This is a genomic window from Microcystis sp. LE19-131.1A (assembly GCF_027532015.1).
In the GTDB taxonomy this organism is placed as follows: domain Bacteria; phylum Cyanobacteriota; class Cyanobacteriia; order Cyanobacteriales; family Microcystaceae; genus Microcystis; species Microcystis ichthyoblabe_A.
Window position 1 is genome coordinate 1 of the sequence record NZ_JAPZSS010000178.1, and the last position, 13,804, is coordinate 13,804.

The window sequence follows — 13,804 nt, forward strand, 5'->3', positions numbered from 1 at the left end:
TTTCAAATATTTTGAGTATAAATACTCTATATACTCACTTCTCTGCGATGCAGTCGCACTCGCGGGAGCGCATTTTGTAGCTTGCTTAAAGCTTTGTTTCTGTCTGTATCACTTGTTACTTTTTAAAATGAGAATTGCTGCCCCCACCCGAAAACGGGAATAGGGAGAATAGGAAAGTTTCGCCACTTCCCGAGCAGTGTCACAGAGTTGTTGTCTTTCTTGTTCAGATAGGGTCATCGGCTAGATAGCATCCGAGGCAACTTTGATTACTTCTTAATTATCCCTTTGGTCGTGCTTTGATGACATCCGAGCAAGACGGCCATTTGCCGTTGAGATAAATTTCCCTCTTGACTAGGTTGGTAGAGCAAGTTTCTTTGTTCTATGTTAAGATGTTGGTGGCTTAGTTTTTGGGATTTGTTGTTGCATTGATCGGACAATACCTCATGAGCCTTTCTCTGTCAACTCTTAAGGAGTCGTGCGTTTCATTTTTGAATTGGCGATTTAAGATCAGTTTTGTTTAAGTATCTTTTACCATGACTTCTACATCGAACTTTCAGCCGACGATAGTCTCAGAGTTTTAGCCGACCTCGAACTCAGGCTAGTTGCTCATTTTCACCGCAAAAACTGCATCCATAAATTTATCGCCGAATTTTAGCATGGAAATTGACACAATACTGCAGCAAATTGATATTGGAGAAGACCAAGAATATGAGTTTAAATCAGCCGAGGGAGGCTTGCCAAAAGACATTTGGGAAACTCTTTCAGCTTTCGCTAATACCGATGGCGGTTACATTATTTTGGGTGTTAGCGAAAAGAAACCTAGATTAGAAATTACAGGAGTGCGTAACCCTAAAAATCTTCAACAAGAGTTTTGGGATAACCACAACAACCGACAAAAACTGAATATATCTATCTGTTCTAATTCAGACGTAGAAGTAAAAAAGATTAATGAATATCAGCTTCTCATTATTCATATTCCTAGAGCTACCCGAACTCAGCGTCCTGTATATATTAACAATAACCCAATGACTGGTACATATAAGCGAAATTATGAGGGAGATTATCGCTGTCATAAGGAGGAAATAGAGCAAATGTTTCGCGATGCCAGCAATGAACCTCAAGATTTTCAAGTTTTAGATAATTTTAATCTCAACGATATTGATCCTGATACTCTGAAAGTATTTCGCCAACGGTTCAGCAATCGCGAACCCGATCATCCTTGGTTAGCATACAATGATCAACAATTACTCCATCAGTTAGGAGGATGGCGACGAGATAGAAATTCTAGCAAAGAAGGATTAACTGTAGCGGGTTTACTCATGTTTGGACGAGAACGCAGTATTTTAGATGCTTTCCCCCATTATAGTCTCGACTATCAGGAAAAATTATCTGACGATCCTGAAAAAAGATGGACATATCGCTTAACTCTTGATGGTAAATGGGAAGCTAATTTACTTAACTCTTATTATCGTGTTTATGGCAGATTAATTAATAATTTAGATGTTCCTTTTCAATTAGACAAAGATGCCGTTCGTAAAGATGAAACCCATGTTCATGAAGCTTTAAGAGAGGCTTTAGTTAATACTTTAATCCACGCCGATCACCAGTCGTCACGGCCTATAAAGGTGGTAAAATCTATCGATGGCTATCTGTTTTCTAATCCTGGTCGTCTGAGAATTCCCCTACAGCGTCTCTATGAAGGCGGTACTAGCGATCCTCGTAATCCTCATCTACAAAAAATGTTTCAAATGCTCGGATTAGGTGAAAAAGCTGGCTCTGGATTTGGGAAAATTCTTCGTGCTTGGAAAGAACAACAATGGTTGAGTCCCCTAGTTTCGGAAAAACTTGACCTAGAAGTTACATCTGTTAATTTACCGATGACAAGTTTTATTCCCGAAGCAGTTGAAGTGGAATTAAAAAGGATTATCGGGGATGCTTACCGTCAGTTAGGTGATCTTGATAGGATAATATTAGTATTAGCGCATCAGTTTGAGGAAATTAGTAATACTGACATTCAGCGTTATCGATCAGAACATCCCAGAGATATTAGCGAACGCCTTCGTAATTTAGTTCAAAATGGCTGGTTACACCAGTCAGGTAAGTGTCGGGGAACACGCTACACCCTACCGAACCAGAATTCTTCAGCGCAACTTTCTCTATTACCAAGCTCCGAACATTACCCACCAAGCTCCGAACATTACCAACAGTTAGAGGCAATTGCTGAACCCATACGCAGAAAAGGCCGCATTAGTAAAGACTCGGTACGAAAAGTGATTCTTGAACTATGCTCCCAACAATATCTACCCCTCGGAACATTAGCTCAACTGCTCGGAAGAGAACCTGATACTATTCGTAATCACTATGTCAACCCGATGATAGATGAGGGATTGCTGGAGCTTAAACACCCCCAACTAAGGAACCATCCTCAACAAGCTTATCGAACAGTATCTCGATCGCATTTCCTATCAGCGCAAGATGAGTAAACACCCGCTCCTCAAATCCGAGAGATTAAGGGGACTACATCGGCAAGCCACTAATTTAGCGATCGATAGCTAACTTATCACTTAACATTTCCCTGACGATTTTAGCGGTAGCAGGAGCCAATAAAACCCCGTTGCGGTAGTGTCCCGTGGCCAGAATAACGTTATCGTATCCGGGCAAATATTCGATGATGGGAGCGGATTTTTTCTCCGGTCGCGGTCGCTTACCGGACCAAGTACGCACGATCGCACCCGCAGCCAAAGAGGGACAAAAAGTGATCGCCTGTTGATACACTTGCTCTAATAGGGCAGTATCGGCGATAATTTCGCCCTTTTCGTCCATAAATTCCACCGTTGCTCCAATCCAGTATTCTGCTCCGGCCAAAGGCAGAATATGCAGGTCATTTCCCGTTAAAATCGGCTTAAAATCGGAACTTTCTAAGGGTTGCGTCAATTTTATCTGTAAAGCTTGCCCTAAAACCGGTCGGATCTCCACTGGATGGGTAAGAGTTTCAGTTAAAGCAGTGGAACCGATTCCCGCAGAAAGAATCAAAAAGTCGCTTTCCTCTATACCATTAAAACTATAAACGTGGGTGCATTGCCTCAAATTAGAGCCATGAAGCTCTGTCTTCCCAAAATTTTCAACTTTTACCCCAAATTGACATTTAACCCCCCTTCTTGCCGCAGCAGTGACGAGAGCCTCCGTGAGCAGGACTGGGTTAATTTGATGATCACTGGGAGAATAGATAGCACCCTGGAGATGATCGCTGGCCACTTGGGGACATTTTTGGTTTAAAGTCTCTTTATCCCAGATTTCTAGACAATATCCCTGTTCTTGGCGTATTTGGGCTAACTTGCGCCAATTTTCTTCGTCTTCGGCACTCGATCGCAGTAGGACAATACCATCACGGTTACAGGGAATAGTCAGTCCGGTGAGGGATTCTAGCTCAGGAAGGAGGGTTTCGTAACGTTTTAAACTTTCTTGCCGCAGTTTCCAGGCTCTACCTTTAGTTTTATGGCTGATAATCCCCATTAAAATCCCTAAAGCTGCCCCGGTTGCTCCTTGTCCCGGTTTTTTTTCATCGATGAGGGTAATTTCTAATCCTTCGATGGCGCTTAATTCGTAGGCAATGGTAGCCCCCACTATCCCCGCACCGATGATGACAATTTTAGTCATAAACTCCAGAGGCTATTTTTCTAGTGGGAATAGGACTAAAAAAGGGTTGAACAGGTTTCAACCCCGATAATTAATTACAGAACCCGGAAAATAAAAGGATAACGGAAAACCTTATAAGCATCTTTCCAGACTTGCAGGATAGCAAGAATGGGGAGAACAATGTTCACCACACCAAGAATCGCTAAAAGCAAATAACCGATTAAAACCCAAATTAGAATCCCAGCAATTAGGTAGTATAACCACATATTCAGGTGAAAGTTTAAAGCTTCTTTGGCGTTTTCCTTCACCGTTCCATCATCAGAAATGAAATAAATAGCTAAGGGAATCCCCACCGATACCAGCGTAGCACTCAAAAGGATCGAAGCATGACAAGCCACGGATAGAAGTCTTTTTTTGGTTAAATCTTCACTCTTGACCATCGGGTTTATCCCCCTAAAATTGGCGGAGAAAGCGGATATCACTATTATAACAACGGCGAATATCGTCTATCTCATGTAATACCATAGCAAATCTTTCCACGCCAAAACCAGCAGCAAAACCCGTATAGATTTGGGGGTCATAACCGACTGCTTTTAAGACATTGGGATCCACCATACCACAGCCCATCACCTCCAACCATTTGCCTTTCCACTGTACATCTACCTCGGCCGAGGGTTCAGTAAAAGGGAAGTAGGAAGCGCGGAATTTAACTGGTAAATCGGCCCCAAACATTTGCTTAAGAAATTCTTTAATTGTTCCTTTCAAATCCGTAAAAGTTAATCCCCGGTCCACCGCTAATAATTCCACTTGATGGAAAACCGCGGAATGGGTTGCATCCACGGTATCGCGACGATAAACCCGGCCCGGGGCCACAATCCGAATCGGGGGTTCGTGACTTTCCATGTAGCGAATCTGCACCGGGGAGGTATGGGTCCGCAATAAACGACCATCCCTCAAGAAAAAAGTATCCTGCATATCCCGGGCCGGATGGTCAGCAGGGATATTTAAAGCCTCAAAATTATAATAATCGCTTTCTACCTGCGGCCCAGTGGCGATGGTGTAACCCAGACCGACGAAAATATCGATCATGCGATCAACTGTGCTATTTAAGGGGTGAATTCGCCCTAAAGGACGGCTAAGAGCAGGTAGGGTGACATCTAGGGTTTCCGCCGCTAATTTCGCCTTAATTTGGGCATTCTGGAGACTTTCTCGCTGGGATTCCAGCAGCGATTGTACTAATTCTTTGACCTCATTAGCGATCGCACCGAGGCGTGGTCTCTCTTCAGGGCTTAATTTGCCCATTTCGCGTAAAATCTGCGATAATTCTCCTTTCTTACCGAGATAATTCACCCTTAGCTGTTCTAAGTCTTCTAGGGTTGTTGTTTCTTCGATGGAATTTTCCGCTTTCCCTGCCAGGGTTTTTAGGGCAGTTTCGATCGGATGGGGGGATAAACTCATAATTAGGGCATTTTATAGGGCAGCATTCTAGTCTAGTTTATCTGCTCCGGTGGCGGGAGCGGCAGCATCGATCAAAGCTAATAGCTATGTGCTAGGATGGAAGTTGAGAATAAAAGTCGGCACTGCGGCTCGTTGTCAGTATTAATGGTCAAAGCGTTTCTGTTTAGTATTGGTTCAGCTAGTTCCCGAAATCTTCGTTCTCTACAAATCTGTTGTTTTTATCTGTGCAAGGATAGGTTTTATGTCAATTTATGTTGGTAATCTCCCCTTCGAGGTTGACCAAGACGACGTAGTTGAGGTTTTTAAAGAATACGGTAAAATTAAGCGCGTTCACCTCCCCATGGATCGGGAAACGGGAAAAAAACGCGGGTTCGCTTTCGTGGAAATGGAAACCCCAGAGGAAGAAACGAAGGCTATTGCCGCTCTTGACGGCGCTCAATGGATGGGGCGAGAATTAAAAGTCAATCAAGCTCGTGAAAGAGAACCCAAATCTTCCTTCGGTGGTGGCAATCGCAATCGAGATCGTCGCTACTAATCCCCAATCGTAACCATTCTAGGCTATGATTACCTAACTTCTTTTCATTGTCAACAGGGGAAGCGATCGCTCGTTTCCCCGCTTGTCTATCTAATATCCCAAGGAGATTCTTGTGGCTAAACGTCGTAATTTGAAAAAAGAAAAAGCTGAACGCAACCGCGCCTACGCTCGTCAATTCCGGGCTGCTTCTAATCGTACCACCACCAGAGGAGGTAGAGGCGGTTATTCCAGCGATCAAAGACAATCTTCGGAAAATGAAGGGGCAGCCGATACCTAATCTGCTGACTTAGTTAATCTAGCAATAAAAGCCCTGGCTTCGCTTTTATTGCTGACTATTCCATCTAAAGTTGCCCCCAATACCGCCGCAAGTAACGATTTAAACCCGGGACCTGGTTGATAACCCAAAGCTTTTAGGTCATTGCCGTCGATAGGAGCCTCAATCTGCGACCATTTAGTTAAATATTGCCAGATTAAACCCCGAATCCTAGTCTCACTCCTCACCGCCACCAATAACAAACTAGGAACCTGATAACCATTGAAAAAGCTGACAATTTGACTAACGGGTCGATCATAAGCAAAATTATTGCTAATCTCCCTTTCCATAACTTCTAGTTTTTGTAAACGCTCCACAGTATCTTTAGGCAATTGTAAATTATTAGCGATCGCTATTCTTTCCCCCACAGCCAGAGAAGCGATTAATAATTCCAACCGCATTAACCAAGCATTCACTGGCAATTCCAGACTTAAACAATCTAACCAACGACTAAGACAGCGCAATTGTCGCCATAAAGCCCGATTTAAACTTAAATCCCCGTGTAAACAGTGCAAAGCCCCCAAATCGGCCAACTTTTCTAAGGCACTTTCCCAGTAATCCGCCTCTAAAATATAATTCAACTCCGCTTTTAAACGGGACTGTAAAGCGGGTGCATTCTGATTTTGTTGCCGTGAGCGATCATAAACTCCACTTTCGATCGCATACCTAATATAGTTTTCTGTCAAGGGTTCAATAACAAATCCTAACCGAGTGGCAAAACGCACCGCTCGATAGATGCGCGTCGGATCCTCGATAAAACTATTAGCGTGTAAAACCCGGATATTTTGGGCGCGTAAATCCAACATACCGCCAAAAAAGTCGAGTAATTCCCCCTCTTTCGGCGAAGTGAGGCGAATTGCCAGAGCATTAATTGTAAAATCCCTTCTATACAAATCCTGTCGAATCGAACTAGCCTCCACTTGGGGATTACTGGCAGGATAGGGATAGAATTCCGTGCGTGCCGTAGCGATATCCACCCATAACGAGCCAAAACGCTCATCTTTGTGCCATAACAAAGCCGCCGTCTGAAATTCCCCGTGAATCGATAACCGGGCCCCCGGATAAATTTCGCGTAAACAATTAGCCAATTCTACCCCCGCACCCACACCGGCGGCGCGATGGCAGCCATCCACCACTAAATCGATATCCTGTAACAATAAAGTATCCCTTTCTGTGGCTAACAATAAATCCCGCACCGCACCCCCAACCAGATAGAGATGCCAACCGCGTTTTTGAGCGGCAGCGGCGGCAGCTTGCAGGAATGACCATAAAATCGACTCTAAACGCTCTTTAATCGTCGGTAAAAGACAGGAAACCAAAGCAACCCCTTCAAAACGCACCCGCTCATTTTGATGAATCTGTCTTAATACATCTGTACGAGTGACGATACCGACTAACTGCCCGTTTTCTAGTACAGGTAAACGCCCCAAATCGTACGTTACCATCAGTGACTCGATTTCCTGAAGGGAAGTGTCGGGGGTAATAGTTTTCGGATTACAAGTCATGTATCCCTTCACAGGAGAGCGAGAAAAGCCGTGATGGAGAGCTAAATCGAGGTCACGACGAGAAATCACCCCAACTAAGCGATCCTGCTCATCTACCACCGATAACCCCGAATGGCCGTAACGGAAAAGGATGCGCTCGGCTTGAGATATGGAAGTATCGGGACGAATTGTTCGCACCGGAGAAGACATTAAATCCCTAGCAGTGGGAGAAGGAGGAATTTGAGCAATTAAGTCCCCCAGCAGTTGGTTTAACTGTTGAACTGGCTGAACATCGCGAAAACTCACCGAAGCGGCCTGAGCATGACCACCGCCGTTATAGGGGGAAAAAAGCTGACATAGATTCACTCCATCGATTCTAGAGCGACCAATCACAGTTAAACGCTGTCGGGACTTATCTTCCTCGTCTTTACTATAACTATGGCCAAAAAGTAGCGCATCACTATCGGATAATTCCAGTAGGCGCTCGGCCACACTAGACAAACCGGGGATAAAATCGGCAGTATGGAGAAGAACGTGGGCGATTTTACGGTCATGGATCGTTTTAATCTCTAGATTTTCCCAAGCAAGGCTAAATAACTCCTGTAAGCGCGGGGAAAAACTCGGTTGACAGTATTGGGCGATCGTTTTAATGTTAGCAGCACAGGTCATTAACCAAGCCAAAGCATAGGCATCCCTGGGGGTACTACCGGCAAAAGTCAGGGAACCCGTGTCAACGTGAATACCGAGTGCCATTACCGTCGCTGCCATCGAGTTTGGTTTAATCTGGGCTTTTTGTAAAGCTTCGACAATTAAAGTCGTGGTGGCTCCCACCGCTTCTAAATGGACGCTAGAGGCATGAATATCGCTTTCACTATCCAAATGATGATCATACAATTCGATCGCCTGTAAATGCCCTAAATCGAGCCACTGGGAAGCTTTTCCCAGACGCTCCCGCCACTGATTATCAACGATAATTAAAGAGCGAATACAGGCCGGATTAACACTACGCATTTCAATTAAAGCGAATTCATCCCGATGCAGGGCTAAAAATTCCCTCACCGTTGGGTGCGCTCCCCCCGTTAACACAATGCGACTACCCGCTTTCAGCAACGATAAACCCACCGCTGCCCCCAAAGCGTCAAAATCCGCCGTTTGATGACATAAAATTAAATCCATATTTTTTAGTAAGGAGAAGTTAGCGAGATTTTTTCTGTATCTATTGTTACTAAATACTCGGAAATAACCGGGTCAAGAACTATAAGTTAGCAAATCATGACTGAGAGAAACCCATGTTATTCAAAATTCTAGTAATTCTCCACACCCTAGGGGCGACCGTCTGGGCCGGTGGTCATTTATTGTTGGCAGTCACCGTTCTACCCCAGTCCCTCAAAAACCGAGAACCAGACCGAATTCGTCAATTTGAGCAATATTTTGAAGGTTTTGGGTTATCTGCGCTATTGTTGCAGGTAATAACAGGCCTGGGACTGACTTGGATTTATTTGCCCGGATTTCGTGATTTTTGGTCATTTGATAGTTTTTTGTCGGTTTATATAGGAATTAAGTTAGCTTTACTGTTATTAACTCTCATCTTAGCCCTTCATTCCCGCTTTTTTCTCATTCCTAAACTGAGCGAGGAAAACTTAAATGTCCTCGCCCTGCACATAGTCGCCGTCACCACTCTAGCAGTATTGTTCGTCATTTTTGGTGCTGGCATCCGTTTGGGGGGCTTGACCATTAGCTTTTAGCAGTTCAGCAGTCTGGAGACCTTTCTAGGGCTGGTTTGGCGAAAACGCAAAAATAGGGTAATCTGAGCAGGGTATCACAGAGAGTCAATTCCCCCACCTAACCCTTGCCATGCTGCTTTTGGCAAGGATGGAGACATCAAAAAAATTTTAGAACCCGCTGGGGCTAGATAGTCAGTGGCAGTAAAATTAAAATGCTCGTGGATTCGGTCTGACAGGGATATCTCCTGGGAACCCCTGATTCAGGGAGGACTTAGAGAAAGGATCGTCCAGTTAAGTTGAGTGGAAGCGAGGCTCTTCCATACAAGTATCAAATCTGGGAGAATTATCTAGATAAAGATCAACTGCTTTAGGAGAACCCAATCATGTCTATTGTTTTTCAATTTTTTCTCATTGCCTTAGTTTTATTTTCCTTGCTGATGGTGATTGGTGTCCCCGTTGCCTATGCTTCCCCCCAAAACTGGGATCAATCGAAACCCCTTCTCTATGTGGGTTCGGCAATTTGGGCGATTTTAGTCGTTGCCGTCGCTATTTTAAACTTTTTAGTGATTTAGTCTTGATCAGGGGGACGGGGGACAGGAGTCAGGAGCCAGTCGTCAGGAGTCAGTCGTCAGGAGTCAGTATTCTCCCCACACCCCACACCCCACACCCCACTTCTCCCCAACCCCTAACCCCTTTTACCTATGACTGTTTTTGAGGGAAATTTTACCGAGGATATATCGTCCTTGCACTTTGCGATCGTGATTGGTCGTTTTAATGATCTGGTCACTGATAAACTGTTATCAGGCTGTCAAGACTGTCTCAAGCGTCACGGGGTTGATGTTAATCCCGATGGCACACAAGTGGATTATATCTGGGTACCGGGTAGCTTTGAAGTGCCAATGGTAGCCCGTCAAGTCGCCCTTTCCCACCGTTATGATGCCGTTATTTGTCTAGGGGCAATTATTCGCGGACAAACGCCCCATTTTGACTACGTTGCTGCCGAGGCTGCTAAAGGCATCGCTGCGGCCGCTTTTCAGACAGGTGTTCCCGTTGTCTTCGGTATTCTCACCACTGATACTCTACAACAGGCCCTCGAACGGGCCGGGATTAAAAGTAATTTGGGCTGGAATTATGGCCTATCTGCCCTAGAAATGGCTAGTCTCATGCGTCAATTGCGCCCCCGGGATGAAGATAAACCCCTAGAATTATTGGAAAATAATCCCCCACAGGCACTGATGGAAGGCTAAGAAAATTCCCCCAGCATTTAGGGTTTTAGTTGTCCCCACTCCCCGCTGTCGAGAGAATCAAGACTCTGGAATTAGATTTAGAACCAGAGGGGCCGATTACGGCAGCTTTTGAGGCTATGGAACGCCCTATCACTGAAAAATTCGCCGCCATTGACAAGTGCTTTGATCGCTTGCAACATCAGTTCAACCGACTACAGGCTAAGATAGAAGTGGTTCTCGAAGCTATTACCGGTTTGGGGGATTGGCCAGAAGATGAATTATTGTAAAAAAATGCTCCAAACCACTTGACAAATGCTCTGAGATTTGGGATACTTAGGGAAGTGTAAAAAAACGGCTTGCGGGCATAGCTCAGTGGTAGAGCGTCACCTTGCCAAGGTGAATGTCGCGCGTTCGAATCGCGTTGCCCGCTTGAAAAAATCTTGAAATAGCTCTTAAGATTAGTAGGAATAATTTAGGGATATCCCTTAAGATGGGAATTATCCGTGAGCAATAGGGTTGAGGATTTTGGGCAACCATTGAATCCCTGAGCTATTGACCACGAGCGACTAAAAACAACCGTTTATAAACAAAAATTTAGCTTGTGCGACCGCATAAATATACCAAAATCGACCAACACCAAGACTATCCTTGTCCCTGTCGTCGGAAAGGGACATTATGCCCGATTTTATTGACCGATGCCTTTGGATGCGATCGCTGTCAACAGATATTTGTGGTACAGGAAAACGGCCAAATTATCGAACAATTAGCCCCCCACTATCCCTATAAACGCAGTTGGCGCTGGACGGGATTTCGTTGGGTGAGTACGAATCGGCGCCTTGCACAAGAGGTATTACCCCTGATGGTGGGGATAATTCTGTTATTATCGGTCGTCTGGCTACCCTTAATTTTAAAATCACCGCCAGGGGTAAGCGTGATTTTTGGGGCAATTCTAGTTATGCTATTAGTTATTTTGCCCGCGTTAATCTTTTGGTTAGCCTATCGACGCTAGACAAGAATCTATGATCGAAAGTTCCTCCATCCCCCCCCTGACGATCTTTAAGCAAGCATACAATGCTTTTCTGGCTCTAGGTCAATTTAATGGCAATGAAAGAAATCGCGGAGTAATTGCGATCGCTAATGCCATTAAAACTGGCTTTGATCGTATTTTAGAAGCCAATACCCTCGATTTAGAAGTCAGTCGAGAGATGGCTGTCTCAGAACAAATGATTCGCTGGCTACGGTTAACTCCCGAACGTTTAGAGACGACGGTGGAGGTATTACAACAACTAGCGGAAGCATCGGATCCGCTGCAACAGGTAATTAACGCAGCCTATCAACTCAATCCTTCCCAAACCTATTGCCAAAGGATGCCTTTAGGAGTGATTGCCTTCGTTTATGAAGGTTTTCCGGAATTAGCGATGGTAGCGGCGGGATTTTCCCTAAAAAGTGGCAATAGTTTGATTATTCGCGGTTCCAATGCCTCTAGTCATTCCGATGAGGTGATTACGGAAATTATCCAAGAAGCATTGGAAGATGTGGGTTTACCCGTGGATTGTGTGAGTGGTTTACCCTGTGATTCTAGTCCCTCCCTAGAGGAGTTGCTGACCCAGGAAAATTATGTTAATTTGATTATTCCCTACGGTCGCCCTAGTTTAATCGGTCGGGTGAGTCAATTGGCTACCGTTCCCGTTTTGCGTGCGGCCATGGGAAACTGTTATTTGTATTGGTCTCCTAGTGGCGACTTGGAGTTAGCTCGTCAGGTAATTATCGATAGTCATGGCAGCATACCAGATCCGGTTAACGCGATCGAAAAAGTTTTAATTAGTCCCCATCACAATTCTTCAACTTTAAGTCGTTTGTTTAAAAGTTTGCAGGAAAAAGGCTTTAAATTGCGGGGAGATACCCGATTAGCGGCGGATTTTCCCGAACATTTAACTATTGCTACCGATAATGATTGGCAAAGACCCTATTTAGAAAAAACGGTGGCCTTTAGGTTAGTGGATACCCTCACTGATGCGATCGCTTGGATTAATAAGTATAGTAGCGGTCATGCGGATTGTATTGTCACCGAATCCTATCGAGAAAGTCGTCAATTCGCCATGGAGTCCGATAGTGCTTTAGTTTATATCAATTCTTCACCCCGATTTGATCGCAATCCCAAACAGGGAGAATCGGTATTTTTGGGCATTTCCAACCAAAAAGGCCAGCGCCGGGGGTTAATCAACCTAGAAACCTTTACCACCCTTAAACAGGTAGTGCAAGGCTAGTTTTTTTCAGTGTTGCCAAAGGCACGGCGTAGCCGTCCAGTCCACAGTAAACAGTAATCAGTGAACTGAAAACTCACATCTGATAACTGATAACTGGTAACTGAAAACTGAAAACTGGTAACTGGTAACTGGTAACTGATAACTGATAACTGATAACTGAGGGATCGAACTTGCCTCGACCGTACTTTTTTAACAGCAACCGCCCCCATTATAGTGCCAAGTGGACTCGGTGATGAGGATATCTTGGGGAGACAAACGAGCTAAGTTGCTCGCAGTTTTATCACAGACGGCCACTGGTAATCCTTTGGCTAAAATATGCCCAGCACCATCATCAAAAATTGCCTCCGTACCAGTATAAATAGCAGTTTTGCCGGTAAAAATACAGGCCCCATCTTCGGGAATAGCTACTTTAAAAGCAACGGAATCCAAACTTTCTAAGAGGAGCGGCTTGGCTAAATTATAACTCTGACAGTCCAGTAAACGATAGGGACGACGGGCCCGAATTTCTACCTGACCAAAACCAGCAGCAATCAACTGTTGAATATAATCATCGTAGGTCAAGGCCCCCGATAGACACATAGCCCTTAAACGCTGATCTTCTTGCAAATGTTCAGGAATTGGACGAGGGGCGATCGGATCACTCATCAGTAAACGTCCTCCCGGTTTTAAGACGCGAAAAGCCTCGCGTAAAGCTAACTGTAAATCGGCTGGTTTAAAGATATTAAAAAGACAATTCTGCGCCACTACATCGACGGAGGCATCCTCCACCGGCAATTCAAAAGCGGAACCATCTTTAATTTCCACAAAATCGAGACTAAACCAGGGATTTTCTGGCAGTGCTTCGCCGAGATTTCTTTGGGCTGCCCAACGCATTTCCGGCACTGGATCCACCGCAATGACTCCCCCCGGACGACGGGAAAAATAGGCGAATTGCAGTGCTTCTAAACCACCACCCACACCCACATACAAAACCCTGGGAGAATTGCCCAATTCATTAACCTGCACCGTCGTGCCACAACCATAAGACCTCCTGCAAAAGTCTTATTCAGCTACTTGATTATAGCCTAAAGCAAGTTCGTAGTTGTAAATGCCAGCGATTAAATTAAATCTCAGACCAAAACGTCGTCTCCGATTCCTGTATCTTGATGATAAAATTCTAAA

The 13,804-nt window shown here is 44.7% G+C and carries 13 protein-coding genes, 1 tRNA gene and 4 pseudogenes; 10 read left to right on the plus strand and 8 right to left on the minus strand.

Annotated elements, in window-relative coordinates; all coding sequences use genetic code 11:
* Positions 1-120 precede the first annotated feature (120 nt).
* A pseudogene (locus O9323_RS13895) lies at positions 121-237 on the minus strand (cytidine deaminase); the annotation flags it as partial.
* A pseudogene (locus O9323_RS13900) lies at positions 236-437 on the minus strand (helix-turn-helix domain-containing protein); the annotation flags it as partial. The pseudogenes O9323_RS13900 and O9323_RS13895, both read right to left, overlap by 2 nt.
* Before the next feature lie 219 nt (positions 438-656).
* Between O9323_RS13900 and O9323_RS13905 the strand changes: the two are divergent.
* The gene (locus O9323_RS13905; RefSeq protein ID WP_288125293.1) at positions 657-2,483 is read left to right on the plus strand and encodes an RNA/DNA-binding domain-containing protein; all 1,827 of its coding nucleotides are present in this window, start codon (positions 657-659) and stop codon (positions 2,481-2,483) included.
* 55 nt (positions 2,484-2,538) lie between these two features.
* Here the strand turns inward: O9323_RS13905 and O9323_RS13910 are convergent, their stop codons facing one another.
* From O9323_RS13910 to pheS, 3 genes are all read right to left on the minus strand, one after another.
* On the minus strand, positions 2,539-3,657 hold the full coding sequence (locus O9323_RS13910) for an NAD(P)/FAD-dependent oxidoreductase (RefSeq protein ID WP_004157928.1): 1,119 nt from the start codon (positions 3,655-3,657) through the stop codon (positions 2,539-2,541).
* Between the two features lie 74 nt (positions 3,658-3,731).
* On the minus strand, positions 3,732-4,076 hold the full coding sequence (locus tag O9323_RS13915; RefSeq protein WP_004157929.1) for a DUF4870 domain-containing protein: 345 nt from the start codon (positions 4,074-4,076) through the stop codon (positions 3,732-3,734).
* Positions 4,077-4,089: 13 nt separating this feature from the next.
* A complete protein-coding gene (pheS, locus tag O9323_RS13920; protein WP_004157930.1) occupies positions 4,090-5,094 on the minus strand; it encodes a phenylalanine--tRNA ligase subunit alpha in 1,005 nt (334 codons plus the stop codon).
* A gap of 241 nt (positions 5,095-5,335) precedes the next feature.
* Between pheS and rbp the strand changes: the two genes are divergently transcribed.
* Complete coding sequence (rbp, locus tag O9323_RS13925) at positions 5,336-5,629, plus strand: RNA-binding regulator (RefSeq protein ID WP_002731511.1); 294 nt, start codon at positions 5,336-5,338, stop codon at positions 5,627-5,629.
* 112 nt (positions 5,630-5,741) lie between these two features.
* Positions 5,742-5,906 carry an Asl3888 family RNA-binding protein gene (locus O9323_RS13930; protein ID WP_002733784.1) on the plus strand — a complete coding sequence of 55 codons (165 nt, stop codon included), beginning with the start codon at positions 5,742-5,744 and terminating at the stop codon, positions 5,904-5,906.
* On the opposite strand, the gene O9323_RS13935 is transcribed toward O9323_RS13930, so the two are convergent.
* Complete coding sequence (locus O9323_RS13935; RefSeq protein ID WP_288125294.1) at positions 5,903-8,602, minus strand: CBS domain-containing protein; 2,700 nt, start codon at positions 8,600-8,602, stop codon at positions 5,903-5,905. The genes O9323_RS13930 and O9323_RS13935 overlap by 4 nt on opposite strands.
* 113 nt (positions 8,603-8,715) lie before the next feature.
* On the opposite strand from O9323_RS13935, the gene O9323_RS13940 reads away from it, so the two are divergent.
* The 7 genes from O9323_RS13940 to O9323_RS13970 all read left to right on the plus strand — a co-directional run bounded on the left by O9323_RS13940 (position 8,716) and on the right by O9323_RS13970 (position 12,643).
* Positions 8,716-9,171 (plus strand): CopD family protein, encoded by a 456-nt coding sequence (locus tag O9323_RS13940; RefSeq protein WP_287232563.1) that lies wholly within the window; start codon positions 8,716-8,718, stop codon positions 9,169-9,171.
* A 362-nt stretch (positions 9,172-9,533) separates the two neighbouring features.
* On the plus strand, positions 9,534-9,722 hold the full coding sequence (psbZ, locus tag O9323_RS13945) for a photosystem II reaction center protein PsbZ (RefSeq protein WP_002732865.1): 189 nt from the start codon (positions 9,534-9,536) through the stop codon (positions 9,720-9,722).
* Between the two features lie 129 nt (positions 9,723-9,851).
* Entirely contained in the window at positions 9,852-10,397 is a 546-nt protein-coding gene (gene ribH / locus O9323_RS13950) for a 6,7-dimethyl-8-ribityllumazine synthase (protein ID WP_002734236.1), read from the plus strand.
* 29 nt (positions 10,398-10,426) lie between these two features.
* On the plus strand, positions 10,427-10,663 hold the full coding sequence (locus tag O9323_RS13955; protein ID WP_002775335.1) for a hypothetical protein: 237 nt from the start codon (positions 10,427-10,429) through the stop codon (positions 10,661-10,663).
* Positions 10,664-10,734: 71 nt separating this feature from the next.
* Positions 10,735-10,806: transfer RNA gene (locus O9323_RS13960), tRNA-Gly, on the plus strand.
* A gap of 171 nt (positions 10,807-10,977) precedes the next feature.
* Positions 10,978-11,385 (plus strand): hypothetical protein, encoded by a 408-nt coding sequence (locus O9323_RS13965; RefSeq protein WP_002775337.1) that lies wholly within the window; start codon positions 10,978-10,980, stop codon positions 11,383-11,385.
* 10 nt (positions 11,386-11,395) lie between these two features.
* Complete coding sequence (locus tag O9323_RS13970; RefSeq protein WP_193979165.1) at positions 11,396-12,643, plus strand: glutamate-5-semialdehyde dehydrogenase; 1,248 nt, start codon at positions 11,396-11,398, stop codon at positions 12,641-12,643.
* Positions 12,644-12,832: 189 nt separating this feature from the next.
* On the opposite strand, the pseudogene arsM reads toward O9323_RS13970, so the two are convergent.
* Positions 12,833-13,669 (minus strand): annotated as a pseudogene (arsM, locus tag O9323_RS13975) (arsenosugar biosynthesis arsenite methyltransferase ArsM); the annotation flags it as partial.
* Positions 13,670-13,684: 15 nt separating this feature from the next.
* Positions 13,685-13,804 (minus strand): annotated as a pseudogene (locus O9323_RS13980) (IS5/IS1182 family transposase); the annotation flags it as partial.

Coding starts and splice junctions, on each gene's coding strand:
- O9323_RS13905 (WP_288125293.1), top strand. CDS start 657: ATGGAAATTGACACAATACTGCAGCAAATTGATATTGGAGAAGACCAA.
- O9323_RS13910 (WP_004157928.1), bottom strand. CDS start 3,657: ATGACTAAAATTGTCATCATCGGTGCGGGGATAGTGGGGGCTACCATT.
- O9323_RS13915 (WP_004157929.1), bottom strand. CDS start 4,076: ATGGTCAAGAGTGAAGATTTAACCAAAAAAAGACTTCTATCCGTGGCT.
- pheS (WP_004157930.1), bottom strand. CDS start 5,094: ATGAGTTTATCCCCCCATCCGATCGAAACTGCCCTAAAAACCCTGGCA.
- rbp (WP_002731511.1), top strand. CDS start 5,336: ATGTCAATTTATGTTGGTAATCTCCCCTTCGAGGTTGACCAAGACGAC.
- O9323_RS13935 (WP_288125294.1), bottom strand. CDS start 8,602: ATGGATTTAATTTTATGTCATCAAACGGCGGATTTTGACGCTTTGGGG.
- O9323_RS13940 (WP_287232563.1), top strand. CDS start 8,716: ATGTTATTCAAAATTCTAGTAATTCTCCACACCCTAGGGGCGACCGTC.
- psbZ (WP_002732865.1), top strand. CDS start 9,534: ATGTCTATTGTTTTTCAATTTTTTCTCATTGCCTTAGTTTTATTTTCC.
- ribH (WP_002734236.1), top strand. CDS start 9,852: ATGACTGTTTTTGAGGGAAATTTTACCGAGGATATATCGTCCTTGCAC.
- O9323_RS13970 (WP_193979165.1), top strand. CDS start 11,396: ATGATCGAAAGTTCCTCCATCCCCCCCCTGACGATCTTTAAGCAAGCA.